At 73.3% G+C, this 19,729-nt stretch carries 13 protein-coding genes; 10 read left to right on the top strand and 3 right to left on the bottom strand.

The features are described from left to right. The first annotated feature begins 9 nt into the window (after positions 1-9). Positions 10-1,872 carry an AfsR/SARP family transcriptional regulator gene (locus J2S41_RS18230; protein ID WP_310376409.1) on the top strand — a complete coding sequence of 621 codons (1,863 nt, stop codon included), beginning with the start codon at positions 10-12 and terminating at the stop codon, positions 1,870-1,872. Between the two features lie 23 nt (positions 1,873-1,895). On the opposite strand, the gene J2S41_RS18225 is transcribed toward J2S41_RS18230, so the two are convergent. From J2S41_RS18225 to J2S41_RS18215, 3 genes are all read right to left on the bottom strand, one after another. Then, positions 1,896-2,966, bottom strand: a complete 1,071-nt coding sequence (locus J2S41_RS18225; protein WP_310369083.1) for a hypothetical protein — start codon at positions 2,964-2,966, stop codon at positions 1,896-1,898. Further along, entirely contained in the window at positions 2,959-3,492 is a 534-nt protein-coding gene (locus J2S41_RS18220; RefSeq protein ID WP_310369082.1) for a SigE family RNA polymerase sigma factor, read from the bottom strand. Before J2S41_RS18220 ends, J2S41_RS18225 begins: the two co-directional genes overlap by 8 nt. Positions 3,493-3,580: 88 nt before the next feature. Further along, the gene (locus tag J2S41_RS18215; protein WP_310369081.1) at positions 3,581-4,597 is read right to left on the bottom strand and encodes an endo alpha-1,4 polygalactosaminidase; all 1,017 of its coding nucleotides are present in this window, start codon (positions 4,595-4,597) and stop codon (positions 3,581-3,583) included. Positions 4,598-4,808: 211 nt separating this feature from the next. On the opposite strand from J2S41_RS18215, the gene J2S41_RS18210 reads away from it, so the two are divergent. The 9 genes from J2S41_RS18210 to J2S41_RS18170 all read left to right on the top strand — a co-directional run bounded on the left by J2S41_RS18210 (position 4,809) and on the right by J2S41_RS18170 (position 19,667). Further along, positions 4,809-6,053, top strand: coding sequence for an ABC transporter substrate-binding protein (locus J2S41_RS18210; protein ID WP_310369080.1), 1,245 nt, complete (start codon positions 4,809-4,811; stop codon positions 6,051-6,053). Further along, the gene (locus J2S41_RS18205; protein ID WP_310369079.1) at positions 6,050-6,916 is read left to right on the top strand and encodes a carbohydrate ABC transporter permease; all 867 of its coding nucleotides are present in this window, start codon (positions 6,050-6,052) and stop codon (positions 6,914-6,916) included. Before J2S41_RS18210 ends, J2S41_RS18205 begins: the two co-directional genes overlap by 4 nt. Positions 6,917-7,061: 145 nt before the next feature. Beyond that, on the top strand, positions 7,062-7,910 hold the full coding sequence (locus tag J2S41_RS18200; protein WP_310369078.1) for a carbohydrate ABC transporter permease: 849 nt from the start codon (positions 7,062-7,064) through the stop codon (positions 7,908-7,910). Continuing rightward, positions 7,907-10,480 (top strand): hypothetical protein, encoded by a 2,574-nt coding sequence (locus tag J2S41_RS18195; protein ID WP_310369077.1) that lies wholly within the window; start codon positions 7,907-7,909, stop codon positions 10,478-10,480. Before J2S41_RS18200 ends, J2S41_RS18195 begins: the two co-directional genes overlap by 4 nt. 180 nt (positions 10,481-10,660) lie before the next feature. Continuing rightward, a complete protein-coding gene (locus J2S41_RS18190; protein WP_310369076.1) occupies positions 10,661-12,397 on the top strand; it encodes a YML083C domain-containing protein in 1,737 nt (578 codons plus the stop codon). A gap of 606 nt (positions 12,398-13,003) precedes the next feature. Next, complete coding sequence (locus tag J2S41_RS18185; protein WP_310369075.1) at positions 13,004-14,821, top strand: zinc metalloprotease; 1,818 nt, start codon at positions 13,004-13,006, stop codon at positions 14,819-14,821. Positions 14,822-14,943: 122 nt separating this feature from the next. Continuing rightward, positions 14,944-15,420 carry a GNAT family N-acetyltransferase gene (locus J2S41_RS18180; protein WP_310369074.1) on the top strand — a complete coding sequence of 159 codons (477 nt, stop codon included), beginning with the start codon at positions 14,944-14,946 and terminating at the stop codon, positions 15,418-15,420. Positions 15,421-15,467: 47 nt separating this feature from the next. Next, on the top strand, positions 15,468-16,403 hold the full coding sequence (locus J2S41_RS18175) for a GntR family transcriptional regulator (protein ID WP_310369073.1): 936 nt from the start codon (positions 15,468-15,470) through the stop codon (positions 16,401-16,403). Between the two features lie 57 nt (positions 16,404-16,460). Then, positions 16,461-19,667: a GH92 family glycosyl hydrolase gene (locus J2S41_RS18170; protein WP_310369072.1), complete on the top strand. Its 3,207-nt coding sequence runs from the start codon at positions 16,461-16,463 to the stop codon at positions 19,665-19,667. Positions 19,668-19,729: the final 62 nt, after the last annotated feature.

Here is a 19,729-nt window from a genome sequence, read left to right as displayed (position 1 = left end):
GTGCGTCCAATGGAGGAGCCGCTGTTCGCCGTGCTGGGCCCGCTGGCCGTGGCGGGCGCGGACGGCACCGTCGCACCGCTGCCGCCGGGCCGGCGCCGCACGCTGCTCGCCGCGCTGCTGCGCCACCGCAACCGCTGGGTGGACAACGACACGCTGGCGGCCGCGCTGTGGGAGCGCACCGACTACCCCAGCTCGATCAGCGGCAGCATCAAGACCTACGTCCACCAGCTGCGCAAGATCCTTCCGGCGGGTTCGGACGGAGCCGCGCGCCTGGCCGGCCGTGGCGGGGCGTACCGGCTCACGGTCGCCCACGGCGAGCTGGACGCGGACGTGTTCGAGGCCCTGGTGGAGGCCGGAGCGGACGCGCTGGGCCGGGGCGACCCGGCCGAGGCGGTCCGCGCGCAGCAGCGGGCGCTGGCGCTGTGGCGCGGCACGCCGGAGGAGGACGCGCTCGACCCGGTGGCCGCCCGGCACCTCGACGAGCTGCGCTGGACCGCGCGGTACACGCTGGCCGACGCGCTGGTCGCGTCCGGCGAGCCGGGCGAGGCGATCGCGCTGGCCCGCGCGATGCTCACCGAGGACCGGCTGCGCGAGCCGGCCTGGGAGCGGCTGGTGCTGGCCCAGCGCGCGGCCGGCTGGCAGGTGGACGCGCTGGCCAGCTACGAGCGGGCGCGCGTGCTGCTGCTGGAGACGTTCGGCGCGGAGCCGGGCAGCCGGCTGCGCGAGGTCTACCGGGCGCTGCTGTCGGAGACGGCCGAGCAGACCGTCCCGCCGGTGTCCCCGCCCGCGCCACCCGGGCCGGTCGTCGAGGTGATCGCGGACGGCCCGGCGCCGCCGGGCCGGGGCCTGCGGCGCCGGCGCGTGCCGGCCGGGCTGCTCGCGCTGGTCGTGGCCGGCGTGCTGGTGCTGGCCGGCGGGTCGAGCGTGGCGGGACAGCAGCTGTTCCGGGCGGCCGGCGGCCAGGCGGGCGGCCTGCCGGCCGCGCCGAAGCTGCTGTTCGGGCTCGGGCCCGACCCGGTGCGGGCGGAGGCGTCACCGCTGATGAGCGCCGGGATCGGCATGGTCACCACGTGGTACCACAAGCAGACGGACCTGGAGCGGTTCGAGGGCTGGCGCGCGGACGTGGTCCCGCGGACCTACGCGTCCGGCCGCGCCATGCACGTGGTCGTGGGCACCTGGGAGAAGGGCACGTCGCTGGAGACGCGGTACGGTCGCGCCTGCGGCCAGCCGTACCCGCTGTCATCGGAGTTCCTGACCGACATGCGCCGGCTCGCCGCCGCGTTCGCCGGCCCGGCGGACGGCCCGCCGCTCTACGTGTCGATGTTCAGCGGTCTGCAGAAGCTCGCCTGCGCGAACAACGGATACCTCGACGACCCCGCGACCACGGCGTACTACCTGGCGCTCAAGGAGCGCTACTTCGAGGTCATGGCCGTCATGCGCGCGGCGGCACCGAACCTGCGGATCGGCCTGAACTGGGACGGCTGGAACGCCTCGCACGACGAGCCGGCCGAGGGCGCCGGCCGCTCGATGTTCCAGTACTTCGCGGAGCCGATGCGCGCGTCCGACTTCCAGAGTTTCGGCGCGTTCGTCCCGGAGGGCAACGCCACGCACATCGTGCAGATGGTCCACGAGCTGGGCCGGTACGGCCCGGTCATGGTCGCCCACTACGGCCCGCACGAGGACCCCGTCGACGTCTACCTCGACGACCTGCACCGCACCTTCGCCCCCGCGATCCTCGGCGACCTCGTCTCGAGCGGCCTGTTCGCGTTCAGCTTCAAGGACCCGGACCTCCAGCGGGAGGACCCGGACCTGATGACCCTGAGCGCCACCATCGTTGAGGACTACGGCCGGTTCCCGCCCGCCAGCCGCTGAGTCGGCGGGCGGGCGGGACGGTGCTACTCCGGGTCGGAGTAGGTGAGGATGCGCACGCTGGTGGCGAGGCGCAGCAGATCGGCGTCGGTGAGGGTGAGGCCCTCGCCGACCGTGATCTCCAGGGTGGCGTCCCAGTCGCGGACGTCGATCGCGAGCCGGGTGCCGGCGGTGTCCCGGGTGAGGGCGGCGTCGTCGCCGTTGACCTTCTGGTTCACGCCGGTGAGCGTGCGGCGCTGGCGCAGCACCAGGCTGATGCCGCCGGTGCCGGGGGAGGCGAAGACCATCCGGGAGCGGGTGACCGTCTCGGTGGTCAGGCCGGTGGGGGAGAGGCCGAGCTGGAACGGCGCCCGCACCGCGATCGCGGCGTCGGCCAGGCCGTCGGCCCAGGCGACCACCTCCTCCGGCGTGTACGTGTCGTCGGTGGCCAGCGTGATCCACCGGCTCGGCGACTCCTGCCAGTAGAGCGTGAGCTGCCGGGCCGGCTGCACGTCCACGGTCCGCAGCGTGCCGTCGCGGCCGCGTACCCGGGTGGCGGCCTCGGAGCCGGCCGTGCCGAACGACGGCCGCGCGGCGGAGACCGTGACCGTGATGTCCGCGTCCCGCTCCGGGTCGGTGGTCTCGAAGAACGCGATCAGGTCGCCGCCGTCCATCGACGCGACCGGTGCGTTCCGGTTGTCGTTGTCACCCAGCGTGTACGGGAACGCGGGCGCGGTCCAGCCCTCGGCCAGCGTCACGGCGGTGGCCCCGGGCGCGTCCGCGCTGCGCGCCGGTGACGCGGGGGACGACGGCGGCGCGCTCGACGGCACCGACGGTGACGGTGACGGCGACGGCGTGGCCGACGCCGTGCGGGACGGCGGTACGGCCGGCGCGGTGGCGGCCGGCGGCAGCTCCGAGTTCGGGCGGGTGGCCAGCACGGACACGAACGGGACACCGACGGCCACCACGGCCGCGACCGCGGACAGGCTCGTGATCACGCGCCGCCGGTGGTAGCGGCGGGACCGCTCGTGCACCGTGTGCAGCAGGCCGTCGTCGGAGGGTGCGCGGCCGGCCGCGGTGTGCATCGTCTCCGCGAGCAACCGATCCAGCTCATCCATCGCCGCCCACCCCTTTCTCGGTCAACATGGTCCGCATCCGGGCGAGCGCGCGGGCCGCGTGGGACCGGACCGTGGACTGCGCGCAGCCGAGCAGCGCGGCGATCTCGTCGTCCGGCAGGTCGCAGTAGAAGCGCAGCACCAGCACGGCGCGCTGCGCGCGTGGCAGGCCGGCCAGCAGCGACCACATCTGGTCGCGGGCCAGCACGCGCTGCTGCGGCTCGTCCGGGCCGGCCGGTTCCGGCAGCTCGGCGAGGACCGCCTCGCGGGACGATCGCCGCCGGCGCCAGGAGATGAACTGGCGGACGATCGAGGTCCGGACGTACGCCTCCGGGCTGTCCATCGCGGTGACCTTGTGCCAGCGCCGGTGCATCCGGGCGAGCACCTCCTGCACCAGGTCCTCCGCGAGGTGCGCGTCGCCGGACAGCACGTAGGCGAACCGCAGCAGCGCCCGGCCGCGGCCGTGCACGAAGTCGTCGAAGTCCTCCGCACGGCCGGTGACTGCCGTGGTCGGCTCGTTGGTGGTCATCGTGGCCTGTTCGCCTGGACGCCGGAGATCTCCGGGCCCGCGCGGGGCACCGGAGATCTCGGGGGCGTAGCGGAATCGGGACAGCGGCTCAGCAGCCCTTGAACACGTACGTACGCGATCCGGGGGCGGTCACGTCGACGTCGCGCAGCACGACCGACAGCTTGCCACCGAACCCGGTGCACGCCTTCGTGAAGCCGCTCTGAGTGTATTCGATCACGATGACGTTGTTACCGTACGTGGCGGTGTACGCGCCGCACTCGTTCCAGACCGCGCACTCCTCCGCGACCGCGAAGTCGAATCCGGCCTTCTTCGCCGCGGCCGTGGACAGCTCCGCGAGGTTCTTCTGGCCGACGGCCAGGCCCTTGCCGTGCGCGTAGGCGGAGAGCGACGCCGCGTACTCCACCGCCTGCGCCTGGGTCAGCAGCCCGTTGGAGCGGGTGTACGAATCCAGGTTGTCCGGCTCGATCGCCTTGAAGCCCTTGGCCGCGCACCGGTCGATCCAGCCGCCGACGATCGTGGTCAGCGCGGTGCGCTTGGCCGGCGTGGAGAAGTCGAGCATCAGCTCATCCCAGTCCTCGTCCACGACCAGTTCGCCGTTCTTGTCGCGGAGCAGCAGGTCCGGGTGGTTGCTCTTCCACCACGACTCGGCGCCGGGCTGGGCCTGGAACGCGTTGATGTAGCAGATGTTGTAGATCCCGGCGGCCGGGCTGACCTCGCTGTCCCGGCTGACCACGGTCACGCCGGACGGCGGCGCGTACGCCCCGCCGATCTGGTAGTCGAAGCCCGCGTTCGCCGGCGGCGGCGCCCAGGTGCCCGCCGAGGTGGTCTTCGACGGCGTCGGCGACGGCGCCGTGGCGGGCCGGGAGGGGGACGGCGCGGCCGACGCCGGCGCCGACGGGCGCGGTGACGCGGTGGGCGCGGCCGTGGTGACGCTCGGGGACGGGGTGGCGGACGCGCTCGCGACCGGCCGGGGCTTCGGGTTCCACCGCTCCCACCAGGGCTTGCGGGTCCCGGCGTTCGCCGTGCCGATGCCGACGCCGAGGAGCACGGCCACGGTCGCCGTCACCGCCACCCCGACTGTGATCCGCCTGCGCTTGGACGCCATCGATGCCACTCCTCGAGCCTCGTTGTACAACTCCACCCCCTGAACGCGCCGGCCCGCGCCCGCTGCTGCCACCGATTTGAGAATTTTTTCGGTAATCATGGGATTACCGGGCGTTGACATGTCCTCTCGTCGATGGATACGGTCCCAGCGGGCTCCCAACCCGCTGACGACCAGGCGGTGACGCATGTCGCGCTCGGCTCGAACCAGACTGATGTCCCTGCTCACCGTCCTGGCGCTGGCCGCCTGCGCACCCGGCGGCTCCGGCGAGGGGGAGGCCGACCAGGCCGCCGACCGGAACCTCACGTACGTCTACTTCACCGACGGCCCGGACGAGGCGGTCACCCGCGCGCTGATCGCGGAGTTCGAGCGGCGCAGTGGCGCCACCGTCAACCTCCAGGTCGTGCCGTACGCGAATCTCGAGCAGCAGCTGCAGGCCCGGCTCTCCGGCGGCAACGCGCCGGACGTGGCCCGGCTGACCGACCTGGCGCCGTTCCGCGCCGACCTGCTCGACCTCGGCGCGCACCAGCGGGACGCGCTGTCCGGCCGGTTCATCGACGGCGCCACGCCCGCGACGACCGGGCCGAACGGCGAGCTGATCGCGGTGCCCAGCGACCTCACCATGAACGCGCCGATCATCAACGTCGACCAGTTCCGCGCGGCCGGCGTACCGCTGCCCGACCCGGCGGCGCCGTGGACCTGGCCCCAGCTGATCGAGGCGGCGCAGGCCGTGCAGCGCGCCAACGGCACGGAGTACGCGCTCGCCATGGACGTCTCCGGGCACCGGTTCGCCACCATGCTCAGCCAGTACGGCACCACGTACCTCAACGGCGAGACGGTCACGCTGGACGCCGCCAAGGCCACGGCCGCGATCACCGAGTTCGCCCGGCTGCACGAGACCGGCGCGATGCCGGCGGACCTGTGGCTGTCGGCCGGCACCAAGTACAAGGCGGCCAACGAGATCTTCCTGGCCCAGCAGGTCCCGGTCTACATCAGCGGCAACTGGCAGGTCAGCGCGTTCGCGAAGTCCGCGGCGTTCGCCTGGCAGGCCGCGCCGAACCCGTGCGGCGAACGCTGCGGCGGCTTCCCCGGCGGCAAGTTCCTCGCGTCGTTCCGGCAGAGCGCGCACCAGGCGCTGGCCGCGGAGTTCATCGCGTTCATGACCTCGGCCGAGTCGCAGCGGCGGCTGTGCCAGGAGGCCGCGTTCCTGCCCACCCGCAAGGACCTGATCGACTCCGGTATCCAGTACCCGTCCCGGGCGGAGGACATGAACGTCTTCCTCCAGGAGATCCAGCGCACGCCCGCGGACACCTACGCCGCCGCGTACAGCCCCGGGTTCAACGCCACCGCGCGCGCGGCCGTCACCGCGCTCGGCAAGGTGCTGACCGACGCGCAGACGCCGGAGCGGGCCGCGCAGGAGATCCGTGACGAGGCGCAGAAGGCGGCCGTGCCCCGATGACCGCGGCCCGCACGCCGTGGAACATCCGGGTGGCGCCGTACCTGTTCGTCCTCCCGAACATGCTGATCTTCGGGGTCTTCACCATCTGGCCTGCGATCAACAACGTCACGATCAGCGCGTACGACAGCACCAACGGCCGCACGTTCACCTACGCCGGCACGAGCAACTACACCGAGCTGGTCCGCAGCGCGGACTTCTGGGCCGCGGCGCGCGCCACCGCGATCTTCGCGGTCTGCTTCGTGGTGCTCTGCACGATCGGCGCGATCGGGCTGGCGCTGCTGCTCGACCGGCGGCTGCGTGGCCGCGGTGCCTTCCGGGCGATCTTCTTCCTGCCGGTGCTGCTCTCCCCGGTGGTGGTCGGCCTGATCTGGGGCTGGATCCTGGACCGCCGCAACGGCCTGGCGAACACGCTGCTCGGCGCGGACGTCCCGTGGCTGGTGGACGGCCGGCTCGCGATGGCCGCGGTCGTCTTCGTCGGACTCTGGACGCACCTCGGCTTCTACGCGCTGATCATCCTGGCCGGCCTCCAGGGCATCGACCCGAACCACCACGCCGCCGCCATGATCGACGGTGCCTCCGCCTGGCAGCGCCTGCGCTACATCACGCTGCCGCTGCTGCGCCCCACCACCATGGTCGTGGTCATCCTCAGCATGATCGCCGGCTTCCAGGCCTTCGACTTCATCTGGACGCTCACCGGCGGCGGCCCGATCGGCGCCACCACGCTCATGGTCCAGTACATCTACCAGAACGCGTTCCAGTCACCCATCCGGTACGGGCTGGCCGCGGCCGGCTCCGTCATCCTCTTCTGCACGGTCTTCGGCCTCACACTGATCAACGTGCTGCTCGACCGGCGGCCGGCATGAGCGAGCTTGCGAGCGAATCATCGGCTCAGCGCCGACCACGCCGGAACCGCAGCGTTCCGATGGAGCCCGGCATGAGCGAGCTTGCGAGCGAATCATCGGCTCAGCGCCGACCACGCCGGAACCGCAGCGTTCCGGGGAGCCCGGCATGAGCACCTGGAGGTCGGCGACCGGCCGCCGGCCGCCCGCCACCGGCCAGGTGCTGGCCTACACGCTGCTCATCGCGCTGTCGCTGGTGGTGCTGGTGCCGATCGTCTGGGCCGTGCTCTCCTCGTTCAAGACGCAGGCGGAGCTGGCCGCGCGCCCGCCGTCGCCGCTGCCGGCCTCGTTCGCGCCGACCAACTACACGGAGGCGCTGCGCACCTTCGACTTCGGCGTCTACCTGCGCAACAGCGTCGTCGTCACGGTCGCGGCCACCGCGCTCACCCTGGTGATCAACACCATGGCCGCGTACGGGCTGGCCAAGTACAACTTCCGGGGCCGCACCGTGCTGTTCCTGGTCACGCTCGGCACCATCATGATCCCGCTTCAGGTCATCCTGATCTCGGTGTACGAGGTCGCGGCCGACCTGGGCCTGGTCAACTCGCTCTGGGGACTGATCATCCCGCCCGCCGCCACCCCGACCGGCGTGTTCCTGCTCCGGCAGTACATGCTGGGCCTGCCGGACGAGCTGATCGAGGCCGCGCGCATCGACGGCGCCGGCGAGTTCCGCACGTTCGTCCGGATCATCGTGCCGCTATGCGCGCCGCCGCTGGCGGTGCTCGCCATCTTCTCCGTGATCTGGCGGTGGAACGACTTCCTCTGGCCGCTCATCATCAGCCAGGACCAGGACAAGTACACGCTGCCGGTCGCGCTGGCCCAGTTCGACGGCCAGCTCGTGGTGCCGTTCAACTACATCCTGGCCATGTCCGTGGTCAGCATGATCCCGGTCATCGTCATCTTCCTGGTCCTGCAGCGGCACATCACCCGCGGCATCGCCGCCACCGGCCTGCGATGAGCCGCACCGTCCACCGCCTCGACCGGCACGGCACGATCCGCGACTGGCTGACCGGCCCGGCCTGGTCGTCCCCGGCCGGCGACCTGGGCGCGCACCTGGACGCGACGGGCCCGCCGTGGGGCCCGCACGGACGGTGGCGGCTCACCAACGGGCCGGACGCCACGCCGCTGAAGGAGGCGCTGCACCGGGCGCGGCCGCTTCCCGCGGACGGCCCGGTCCCGGCCGCCGCCGCGGAGGGCGCGGCGTTCACGTTCCAGGGCCACGAGGGTACGTGGCGGCGCGCGCACACCGCGGCGGACGGCCTGGTCGACTGGAGCGCGTTCTGCTTCACGCCGGAGTACCGGACCGCGCTGGCCGCCGCCACCGTCGAGGTCGACCAGGCGGAGTGGCGCGAGCTGCGCGTGGCCGGCACCGGCCCGGTGCGGCTGTTCCACGACGGCGCGCCGATCGGCGGCTCCGACCGCGTGTCCTACATGGAGCCTCTGGAGTGGACGGTCCGGGTGTGGCTGCCGTCCGGGGTGTCCACGCTCGTCGCCGCGCTCTGGCAGGCGGGCTTCCGCGAGTGCCGGCAGATCCTGCGGGTACGCGTGGCCGGCCCGCCGGTCCGCGTGATCGTGCCGTGCCCGGGCGCGGACGAGGACGCGTCCGCCCGCGCCGAGGACCTGCTGGACGCGGTCGGGCTGGCGGCCTGGGCGATCCCGGGCCCGGATGCCGCGGCGGAGCTGACCGGTCCGGACGGCGCCCGGCTGCGGGTGTGGTGGCCGGGCGGCCCGGACCGCGGCGGGGCGGTCACGCTGGACGGCGGCCGGGCGCGGATACCGCTGGCCGGGCCGCCCGGGCCGGTGCGGCTGCGGGTCGGCGTGGACGCGCCCGGCGTACCGGTGCATCGGGATCTGGACGGGGTGCTGCTGCCCGGTGAGCATCGGGAGCGCCCGGTCGGCACGCCGGACGACTGGCGGCGCGAGCTGCTGGAGCACGCCGCGGCCGGCGCCGGTGCCCCGGCCGCGCTGGCCCGCTGGACGCTCACCGGCGACGCGGTCACCGCGGACCCGCTCGGCCGCGCGCTCACGATGATCCGCGAGCGGGCCGACTGCGCCGACTTCGAGGCCGTGGGGCTGCTCAACCTGTGGCACCGGGTGCCGCCGGGGAACTGGGCGCCGGGGCTGCGCGACGAGGTGCGCGCGGCGCTGCGCGGCTTCAAGTACTGGATCGACCAGCCCGGCCTGGACGCCATGTGCTACTTCACCGAGAACCACCAGCTGGTCTGGCACACGGCGGAGACGCTGGCCGGCGAGGCGTTCCGCGACGACGTGTTCGGCAACACGGGCTGGACCGGGCGGCGGCACGCGGAGCACGGCCGGGCGATGGCGGGGGAGTGGATGACCCGGCGGCTGGCGGGCGGGTTCAGCGAGTTCGACTCCAACGCGTACCTCGCGATCGACCTGCTGGCACTGGTCTCGCTGGCCGAGCTGGGCGCGGACCGCGCGCTCGCCGGCCTGGCCGCCGGGCTCGCCGATCGGGTGCTGTTCAGTCTGGCCGCGAACTCGTGGCGCGGCGTGCACGGCTGCGCGCACGGCCGGTCCTACGTGGGCGCGCTGCGCTCGTCCCGGCTGGAGGAGACCGCGCCGATCATGCGGCTGTGCTTCGGCGTCGGCGCGCTCAACGACGCGCTGCTGCCCGCCACCGTGCTGGCCACCGCGCGCGGCTACGCCGTGCCGGCCGTGGTCCGGGCGGTGGCGGACCACGGCGGCGACTGGCGCGGCCGGCAGCGCTACCGCGGGCGCTACCTGCCGGAACGGGACCTGCTGGACCGGCCGTACGGCTCGGACGTGGTGGTGCATCGCACGCCGGACGTGATGCTGGCCAGCGCGCAGGACTACCGGGCCGGGCTGCCCGGGCTGCAGGAGCACGTGTGGGGCGCCACGCTCGGCCCGGAGACGCAGATCTTCGTGACGCATCCGCCGAACGCGTCCGTCTCCCCGTCGTCGCGGCCGAACGCGTGGGCCGGCAACCGCGTCCTGCCCCGGGTGCGCCAGCACGGTGGCACGCTGCTGGCGCTGTACGCGATCCCGCCGGACGACCCGGTCGGCCGTACCCATGCCTGGTTCCCGCGCGCGCACCTGGACGAGTGGGCCGCGCGCGGGCCGTGGACGGCCGGGCGGCGCGGCGACGGCTACGTCGCGCTCGCCGTGGACGGCGGCGCCGAGTTCGTCACCGCCGGCTCCGAGGCCTGGCAGGAGCTGGTGCCGCGCGGCCCCGGCACCGCGTGGGTGTGCGTGGTCGGCCGCCGCGCCACGCACGGCTCGTTCGCCGCGTTCGTCGACGGCCTCGCGACGCCGGCCTTCGGGGCGGCGCGGGTCCGGTACGCCCGGCCCGGCGAGCCCGCGCTGGAGCTGGCGTGGTCCGGGCCGTTCACCGTGAACGGCCGCGTGCCGGCGGCCGATCCGGAGACGCAGCTCGACAACCCGGCCTGCCGGCTGCGGCACGGCGACCCCGGCATGATCATCGCGTTCGGCGGCGCCACGCACCGCATCGACCTGCGCACCGGGCGGCGGTCGGCCGGGGCCTGAGCTACCTCCGCCGGTTCAGCAGGACCATGACGGCCGTGATCGCGACCACGACCAGGAGCAGCAGGAGGTGCCACGGCTTGACGGCAATCATGAGCCGGAACGGTACTCTACGTTACCGATTCGCGCGGCCCCGTGGGACCGGAGTGGCGGCCGGTTGCGTCGATCAGGAACCATGTCCGGGTGCGTTCGTATCCTGAAGCCCGTCAGCAGGCCCAGCAGCTCGCCGACAGCGGAGACCTGGCCGGGGCCCAGGCACTGCTGACCCGCGTCGTCGACCAGGCCCGCCCCGGCCTCGCCGCCGGCGGCCCGGAGCTGCTGGCCACGATGCGGCAGCTCGCGGGCCTTCACGTGCAGGCCGGCGACCACCCCGGCGCCCGCCGCCTGCTGGAGGAGGCCTACGCGGCCGGCCAGCAGCGCAGCCAGCCGGCCGACCCGGTGATGGTGCTGCTCGCGTACGACCTGGCCGTGGTCGCGGACGAACTGGCCAACCGGCTGGTCGCCCGGAGGAACTTCGCGCTCGTCGCGGAGCACGGCCCGGCCGCCCTCGGCGAGTCCCACCCGGCGGTCGTGCACGCCCGCGGCTACGTGTCGGACGGCACTCCGGCGGCGGCCGAGAACGCGGTACCGGCCGCTTCCATGCCGGCGTCCGGTGCCGCCGTGCCGGGCGGAGAGCCGCCCACGGAGCCGATGCCGCTGGGTCAGCCGGTGTCCGGGGCTCCCGCGCCGGACGGTGAGGCGCCGACCGCGCCGGTGCCGCTGGGTCAGTCCGCGCCGGGCGCTCCCGCGCCGGGCGGTGAGGCGCCGACGACGGCGCTACCGCCGTTCGCGGTGCCCGCCCCGAGCCAGCCGGTCTCCGGCGTTCCCGGCTACGGCCAGCCGGTGTCCGGTGGGCCGGGTTCCGGTCAGCCGGTCTCCGGTGTCCCCGGCTACGGCCAGCCGGTGTCCGGTGGGCCGGGTTCCGGTCAGCCGGTCTCCGGCGTTCCCGGCTACGGCCAGCCGGTGTCCGGTGGGCCGGGTTCCGGTCAGCCGGTCTCCGGTGTCCCCGGCTACGGCCAGCCGGTGTCCGGTGGGCCGGGTTCCGGTCAGCCGGTCTCCGGTGTCCCCGGCTACGGCCCGCCGGGGCCTGGTATGCCCGGTTACGGGCAGCCGGTGTCTGGTACGCCCGGCTATGGGCCGCCCGTCTCCGGTCCCGGTTACGGGCAGCCGGTGTCCGGCGCTCCCGACTACGGGCAGCCGATGTATGGAGGCGCCGGTTACGGGCAGCCGGTTTCCGGCGCGCCGGGCTTCGGGCAGCCGGTTTCCGGTGTGCCCGGTTATGGGCCGCCGGTGTCCGGGGCGTCCGGATACGGGCCGCCGATCTTCGGGGCGCCCGCCGCGAAGCGGCCGTCGCGGATGCCGTGGGTGATCGCCGCCGCGGCCGTGGTCTTCGCCGTCATCATGCTGGTCGTGGTGCTGGTCCGGCCCGGCGCGGACCCGAACTCGCCGGTGGCCGACGCCACCGGGCAGCCCACCCCGCCGGCCGCGGTGACCGCCATCGTCGCGCCGAAGGACGGCGACGGCGTGTCCCGGGACTTCACGGTGTCGTTCACGCTGTCGCCCGAGGACGCGACCTCCACCACCACCAAGCTGGCGCTCACCGTGTGCGTCAAGGAGTGGTGCTTCCTCGACGGCCCGGTCGTGGTCAAGAACGGTGTGGCCGAGGACTACTCCGTCACGCTGGGCCCGAAGGACGGCGAGGGCATCGGCGAGAAGTGGACTGTCCGCATCGACCGGCTCACGCTGGCGGAGTTCGAGTCGCTGCGCAAGCACAAGCAGGACGCCACCAACGACGGCACCTGGGGCAACGGCGTGACCACCCCGGTCGAGCGGCTCAACGCGACCCCGGTCAGCTCCGTCGTGGTCACCAAGACCAGCTGATCGCCAGCCGTCACGGCATCCCGGGCATGCGGACGCCCCGGGAGCCGGTGTCCCGCGCATGACCCGCGCGGGGCACCCGGCGCGGCGGCGGGCCCGGCCCCGGGCGGCGATCGCGGGGGTTGGGTGACCAGCGGCGGCACCGGCTCCGACGCGGCGTCGGAGCGGCGGCGGAGCCGCCGCGAGGTTGGCCCGCGGGAGCATGCGGGCCGCGACCGCGCCGGGAGCGGGAATATCGGGGTCCGGGGTCGGCTCCGCGCCCGCGGGAGCATGTGGGTCGTGACCGCGCCGGGAGCGGGAATATCGGGGTCTGGGGTCGTCCCCTGGGCCGGCTCGGCGCCCGCGGGTGGCGCCCGCGCCGGAAGCGGGGGCTCGGCGTCGGTGGAAGGACTCGCGCGTGACCACGCGGAAAGCGAGAATGTGCTGGCCTGCGACCTAATTTAGCCATGCCCATATTGTCATGTAGGCATTTACGGATGGCGCCGGCGATGGCAACGTGTCCGCATGAGACGGAGAGCGGCGCTTGTCACAGCGCTTATCGCGGCGATGATCGGGGCGTCGGCGACGCCGGCGGGTGCGGCGGCACCGGCGCCCAGGTTCGCCCATCTGGTGCCCGGAGGGCAGCCGAAGCTCGTCGAGAAGGTCCCGGTCAACGTGGTGTTCCTCGGCTACGACCGGGCCGAGGTGGACCAGACGGCGTTCCGCGCGGGTCTGGCCAGGACGTATGAGCCGGAGGTGACGTCCCGGCGGTGGTACGGCGAGCAGGAGAAGCTCGGTATCACGTACATCTACGACTACAAGATCTCCTACGCGGACCGCGGGTACGAGGACAGGTTCTTCCGGAAGCTGTCCAGCCTGGCCACGCCCGCGCCGCTGACCGAGTACCAGGCGGCCTACAACGACCAGGAGCGCAACGTCCTGGACGTCACGGACAACCACTACATCGACGCGCCGAGCGTGGAGAAGTACCTCGCGTTCAACCCGCCGCACGGCGTGGACACGCGGCGCAACACGGTCTTCCTGATCAACTGGCACGGGCGGTCGGACTTCAAGTTCCACGTCTACACGAAGACCGGCGAGCCGGATCCGGACACCGGGTTCGACTTCGGCGCGAACCGGGACAGCCGCAAGATGATGGCCTGGGGCGGGACCACGGCGGACGACGAGGAGACCAGTCTGGGCGCGACCCGGCGGGTCTGGTTCGCGGACATGTCGGCCGGCCCGGACGCGAACATGACGAACTACATCGTCGACGAGCTGGACGTGGACGGCGACGGCGAGCCGGACTACCGGATGCCGACCGCGTGGGAGTACGCGGACGGGGGCTTCCGCTCGCCGGACGCGCTCCCCGGTGACCTGGCCAAGCTCACCCGGTACGTGGCGCTCGACCTGCTGATGACCACCTCGCCGATCTATCCGGTGGAGCTCCCGGCGAACCTGCCGAAGTCGATCAACCTGGACAGCAACACGTACGAGGGCTGGCCGGGCGTGGACGGCTCGTCGTACATCACGGCGGATCTGCTGGTGGACGAGCTGTCGGAGCTGCGCTGGCGCAACCCGATGGACTACGACGAGCAGGACCTCCCGCTGGACGAGCGGAACCGCGCCTGCCTCATCGGTCAGTACGTGACGGGTGAGCCCTGCTACGAGGGCCAGACGCTGCCGCCGGACGCGAACCTGTACCTCTACACCACGGAGAACCTGGAGCGGACCCGGGACGACGCCGGGCGGGTCGACTACGAGCTGCCGATGTTCAACTACGTGACCGAGGCGAACGTCAGCGGGCTGCTCGGCTACGCGGACGACAACTTCGTCGACGGCACCGCCAGCTACGTCTACTCGTTCCTGAACCCGCAGGTCGTGGCCGCCGGCTATGGCCTGACCACGACGCAGATCCACGAGGTCGGCCACCACCTCGGCATGCACCACCCGCACGACGGGTGGGACAGCGAGGCGGCGACGGACATCATCCCGACCGGTGACTTCTACTTCGCCTGGGTCGGCGACGAGAGCAACTCGATGATGAGCTACATCGACGTGAACTGGGACTTCAGTCAGTTCGACCGGGACAACAGCGACCGGTTCCTGACCGCGGCGTACGCCGAGGCCGCGAACCGGCTGTCCGCGGACGTGCTGGCCGACCCGGACGCGCGCCGGGCGACCGCGGACCTGTACGCCGCGGACGTGAAGCTCGGCCTGGCCAAGGCCGCGTTCGCCGCGCACGAGTACCGGCTCGCGTACACGCTGGCCGAGGAGGCCTACGCCGGTGTGGTCCGGGCGGCGCAGCGCGTCGGCGTGGACCCGGCGGCCGCGGCCCGCGCGATGCACGCGGAGGCGGAGGCGGCCCGCGTCGCCGCGAGGTCGGAGAACCCGCACGAGTTCGTCGACTCGCTGGAACCGGAGAGCGGCCCGCGCTCCAAGCCGTAAGGGGGTGACCCGGCCGGTGCCGCGCGTCACCCGGCGCAGCGGCCCCGGCCGGGACATCTAATGTTGCGGTCGTGCCAGGATCGTCGTTGACCACCGTTGTCCGCCAAGCCACCGAAGCCGACGTGGCCAGCATCGCTGGGATCTGCGCCACCGCCTACCGCGAGACGTACCGTGACCTGCTGCCTCAGGGGTACATCGAGCGCACCGTCGTCGCGTTCTACGACGAGGCGCGGGTCGCGACCGAGGTGGCGCCGGCTCCGCCGGAGTGGTTCGGCTACCAGGTCGTGGAGGAGCGCGGCCGGGTGCTCGGCGCGGCCGGCGGCGGCATGATCGGCGCGCGGGCCGGCGAGCTGTCGCTGGTCTACCTGGAGGCGGCGGCGCGCGGGCGCGGCCTGGGCACGATGCTGCTGGACCGGGTCACCGCGCAGATCCGCGCGGCCGGTGGCCGCCAGATGTGGGTGTCGGTGTTCCTGGGCGACAGCGCGGGCATCGGCTTCTACCGGGCGCGCGGGTTCGAGCCGGTGGAGACCGTGCGCGCCGCGCTGTCCCGGGTCGACGACCACATCCGCAGCCTGCGGATGCGCCGGGTGCTGGACTGAGAAGGGCCGGGACGAACCGTGTGGGAGTGGGCCCTGTGATCGCCGGCATGAGCGTCAGCCGGCACTCGGACGTGCCGGTCTACCGGCAGATCGTGTCCCAGGTGACGCTCATGATCGAGATGGGGCTGCTCCGCGACGGCGAGCGGCTGCCGGGCTCCCGGCTGCTCGCCGACAACCTCGGCATCAACCGCAACACGGTCGCCCACGCCTACGGCGAGCTGCGCGCGCTGGGCCTGATCGAGCCGCGTGGCCGCAACGGCATGGTGGTGGTCGGCGGCGGGCAGGCCCGGTCCACGTCCGCCGCCCGCAACCGGGCCCGCGAGATCCTGTCCGCCGCCGCCCGCGAGTGCCTGGACCTCGGCCTCTCCGCCGGGGAGATCCGCGACCTGATCGCGGGCCTGGCCGCCTGGGAGGCGGAGCGGACGATCGCGGTGTCGTTCGTCGAGTGCAACGAGGAGCGCGCCCGGTACTTCGCGTCCGAGCTGGGCACGCGGCTCGGCGCGTCGGTGAAGCCGCTGGTGCTGGGCGCGTTCGACGCCGAGGCGGAGCGTCCCGACCTGGTGCTGACCACGTTCTTCCACCTGGCCGAGGTGCGTACGCTGATGCGGCGCCCGGAGACCGAGGTGGTGGCGATCGTGGCGGCGCCGCACCTCCAGACGCTGGTGCAGATCGCGCAGGTGCCGAAGGGCCGCACGGTCGGCCTGCTCTACTCCACCGAGGACCAGGCGGTCAGCATCCGCGACTCGCTCACCCAGGCCGGCGTGACCAACATCGAGGTGCTGACCGGCACCACGGACGAGGACCTGCGCGACGTCGACCTGGTGGTGGTGCCGAGCGAGATGCCGGACCTGGCGGCCCGCCTGGCCGGCCGGGTCCGGGTGATCGAGTTCGGCAACGTGCTGGACGCGGCCTCGGTGCGGATGGCCGGCGAGGTCATGCGCGACCTGCAGCTCGCCAAGACCCACGCGCGAGATCGCGGCTGATTGACATTCGTCGCTCGGCGGTGGCAACGTGATCACACGCCCGTGACGGAGGTGTCGATGATCCGCAATGTGCTCGTGGCCGCGCTGCTGGCCGCACCGGGGGTGCCCGTCGTGGAGACGTCGCGGGTGGCGGCCCCGATCGACCTGGTACGGCCGTTCGTCGGCACGCAGAACTTCGGCAACACGTTCCCCGGCGCCTCCGCGCCGTTCGGCATGGTGCAGGTCAGCCCGGACACCGGCGGTCAGGGCGGGTACGACTACCTCGCCGACTCGATCTACGGCTTCAGCCAGACGCACCTGTCCGGCGTGGGCTGCGGCGTGGCCGGCGAACTGCCGATCATGCCGACCACCGGCGCGGTCACCAGCACCGACCACAACGCCTACCGGTCCGCGTTCTCGCACGACGACGAGGAGGCGAGCCCGGGCTACTACCGCGTCGGGCTGTCCCGCTACGACATCGACGCGGAGCTGACCGCGACCGCGCGCACCGGCTGGCAGCGCTACTCGTTCCCGGCCGGCAGCGCGGCGAACGTGCTGTTCAACACCGGTAAGGCGAACCAGAACGTGTTCGACTCCGAGATCCACGTGGTGGGCGACCGGACGATCGAGGGCCGGGTGAACGCGGGCAACTTCTGCGCGGGCAAGGACGACCACACGGTCTGGTTCACCGCGGAGTTCGACCGGCCGTTCACCGCGTTCGGCACCTGGCGCGGCGCCACGATCAGCCCGGAGAGCCGGGACGCGGCCGGCGCCGGCGGCAACGGCGCCTACGTCACGTTCGACACCGCGGCGGACCGCGACGTGGTGGTGAAGGTCGGCCTGTCCTACACCGGGGCGGACGGCGCCCGGAAGAACCTCGCGGCCGAGACCGGGTCCGGGTTCGACTTCGACGCGGTCCGCGCCGCGCTCCGCGAGCGGTGGGTCTCGGAGCTCTCCAGGATCACGATCGACGGGGGTACGGACGAGCGGCGCGCCGTCTTCTACACCGCGCTCTACCACTCGCTGCTGCATCCGAACCTGGCCGGCGACGTGGACGGCCGGTACGTCGGCTTCGACCGGCAGGTGCACACCGCGCAGGGCTACACGCCGTACCAGAACCTGTCGCTGTGGGACACGTACCGCCCGCAGAACCAGCTCCTGGAACTGCTCGCGCCGGACGTGGCGCGGGACGTGGCGCTCTCCGTGCTGGCCGTCGGGCGCGACGGTGGCTGGCTGCCCCGCTGGGCGCTGGCGAACAGCGAGACCAACATCATGACCGGCGACCCGGTCACGCCGTTCCTGGTGGAGAACTGGTCGAAGGGCCTGCTCGCCGGGCACGAGGAGGAGGCGTACGCGCTGCTGCGGGCGAACGCCACCAGCCAGCCGCCGGCCGACTCGCCGTATAACGGGCGCACCGGTCAGGACTACTACGCCGACCGCGGCTACATCCCGTCCGGGCTGCGGCTCGGCACCGACTGCGGGCACAAGGGCGGCGACAACGACTGCGTCCACCCGGCGTCGGCCACGCTGGAGTACGCGGCCGCGGACGCCGCGCTCGCGCTGATGGCCGAGGGCCTGGGCAAGCAGGAGGACGCCCGGATGTTCGCGGCCCGCGGCCAGTGGTACCGCAACCTGTGGGACTCCTCGACCCGGCAGTTCCGGCCGCGCACCGTGGACGGCACCTGGCTCACGCCGTACGACCCGGTCGCCGCGTCCCATCAGTTCCACGAGGGCGGCGCGTACCAGTACCAGTGGCTGGTGCCGCAGGACCCGGCCGGGCTGGTCGCGCTGATGGGCGGCCGGCGCGGCGCGGAGCAGCGGCTGGACGAGTTCTTCGCCTACGACCGGCTGCTCACCGACCCGGCCCGCACGGCCCGCGAGGACTGGATCGCCGCGCCGTACGACTACTACGCCAAGCCGACCTACAACCCGAACAACGAGCCGGACCTGCTCGCGCCGTACATGTACCACTGGGCCGGCGCGCCCGCGAAGGCCGCGACCGTGGTCCGCGCGGCCATGACGCTGTTCACCACTGGGCCGGACGGCATGACCGGCAACGACGACCTGGGCACGATGAGCGCCTGGTACGTCTTCTCCGCGCTCGGCCTCTACCCGACGATGAGCGGCGCGGACTTCCTCGCGGTGTCCACGCCGCTGTTCCCGTCCGCGACCGTGCGGACCGGCTCCGGCACGCTGCGGATCACCGCGCCCGGCGTGAGCGACACCGACCGGTACGTGCGGAGCGCCCGGGTGGACGGCGTCCATCTCACCGAGAACTGGGTGTCCTGGGACGCGGTCGCGGACGGCGGCACGCTGGCGCACACGGTCGGCTCCCGGCCGTCGTCGTGGGGAACCGCGCCGAACGCCGAACCGCCGTCGGTGAACCGGGCCCCGCAGGACGGCCGCCGGCGCGTCGACGCCTCGCTGCGGCCGGCCTCGGCCGCGCTGCCCGCGGGCGGCACCACCACGTTCACGGTGGACATCGTGGCGCAGTCGCCGACCACGCTGCGGCCCACGGTCACGGTGGCCGCGCCGGCCGGGTGGACCGCGACGGTCAGCCCGGCACGGCTGCCGGCGCTGCGCTCGTCGCACCTGCCGGTCGCCACGACGGCCACGGTCACGGTCACCGCGCCGGACGGCGTCGCGAACGGGTCGTACCCGGTGCGCGTCACGGTGGGCGGCGCGAACACGGTCACCCGGACCGCGACCGTCGCGGTGCGGCCCGCGCTGACCTGCGCGCCGGGCACCGCGTGCGCGGTCGACCTGACGCCGGAGCTGACGCGCGACGGCACCGCCACGGTAGAGGCCACCGACCAGGGGAACTTCGACACCGGCGGGTGGAGCTACGACGCGGCGCTGCTGCCCCCGGCCGGGCCGATCGTCTGGAACGGCGTGACCTATCAGGCGCCGGACCCGGCCGGTGCCGCGCCGAACCTCGTGACGGCGTCGGGGCAGTCGCTGGTGCTGCCGCGGGGCGCGCACTCGTCGCTGGAGCTGGTCGCCACCACGCACAACGGGCCGGTCACGGGCGCGCTGACGATCGGCTACGCCGACGGGAGCGTGGAGACCCGCGCTGTCACGGTCGCGGACTGGTGCGGCAGCCCGTCGCCCGGCACCACCGCGGTGCTGTCCATGCCGCACCGGATCAAGGCGGGCCAGGGCGTGGACGGGCCGCCGGTGAGCCTCTTCGCGGTCAGCGTGCCGCTGGCGAGCGGCAAGGAGATCCGTTCGCTGACGCTGCCCGACGATCCGCGCCTCCACCTGTACGCGATCAGCCTGCGGTGACGTCGATGTATCGGAGCGGTCGCGGGCGGCCGGCGTAACCGTCGCGCGCGGGCCGCGGGCAC

Source organism: Catenuloplanes atrovinosus (assembly GCF_031458235.1).
Classification (GTDB): domain Bacteria; phylum Actinomycetota; class Actinomycetes; order Mycobacteriales; family Micromonosporaceae; genus Catenuloplanes; species Catenuloplanes atrovinosus.
Note: the sequence above shows the minus strand (reverse complement) of the source record. Positions and strands in the feature narration are given on the sequence as shown.

Coding starts and splice junctions, on each gene's coding strand:
- J2S41_RS18225 (WP_310369083.1), bottom strand. CDS start 2,966: ATGGATGAGCTGGATCGGTTGCTCGCGGAGACGATGCACACCGCGGCC.
- J2S41_RS18210 (WP_310369080.1), top strand. CDS start 4,809: ATGTCCCTGCTCACCGTCCTGGCGCTGGCCGCCTGCGCACCCGGCGGC.
- J2S41_RS18175 (WP_310369073.1), top strand. CDS start 15,468: ATGAGCGTCAGCCGGCACTCGGACGTGCCGGTCTACCGGCAGATCGTG.
- J2S41_RS18230 (WP_310376409.1), top strand. CDS start 10: ATGGAGGAGCCGCTGTTCGCCGTGCTGGGCCCGCTGGCCGTGGCGGGC.
- J2S41_RS18215 (WP_310369081.1), bottom strand. CDS start 4,597: ATGGCGTCCAAGCGCAGGCGGATCACAGTCGGGGTGGCGGTGACGGCG.
- J2S41_RS18195 (WP_310369077.1), top strand. CDS start 7,907: ATGAGCCGCACCGTCCACCGCCTCGACCGGCACGGCACGATCCGCGAC.
- J2S41_RS18170 (WP_310369072.1), top strand. CDS start 16,461: ATGATCCGCAATGTGCTCGTGGCCGCGCTGCTGGCCGCACCGGGGGTG.
- J2S41_RS18200 (WP_310369078.1), top strand. CDS start 7,062: ATGAGCACCTGGAGGTCGGCGACCGGCCGCCGGCCGCCCGCCACCGGC.
- J2S41_RS18205 (WP_310369079.1), top strand. CDS start 6,050: ATGACCGCGGCCCGCACGCCGTGGAACATCCGGGTGGCGCCGTACCTG.
- J2S41_RS18220 (WP_310369082.1), bottom strand. CDS start 3,492: ATGACCACCAACGAGCCGACCACGGCAGTCACCGGCCGTGCGGAGGAC.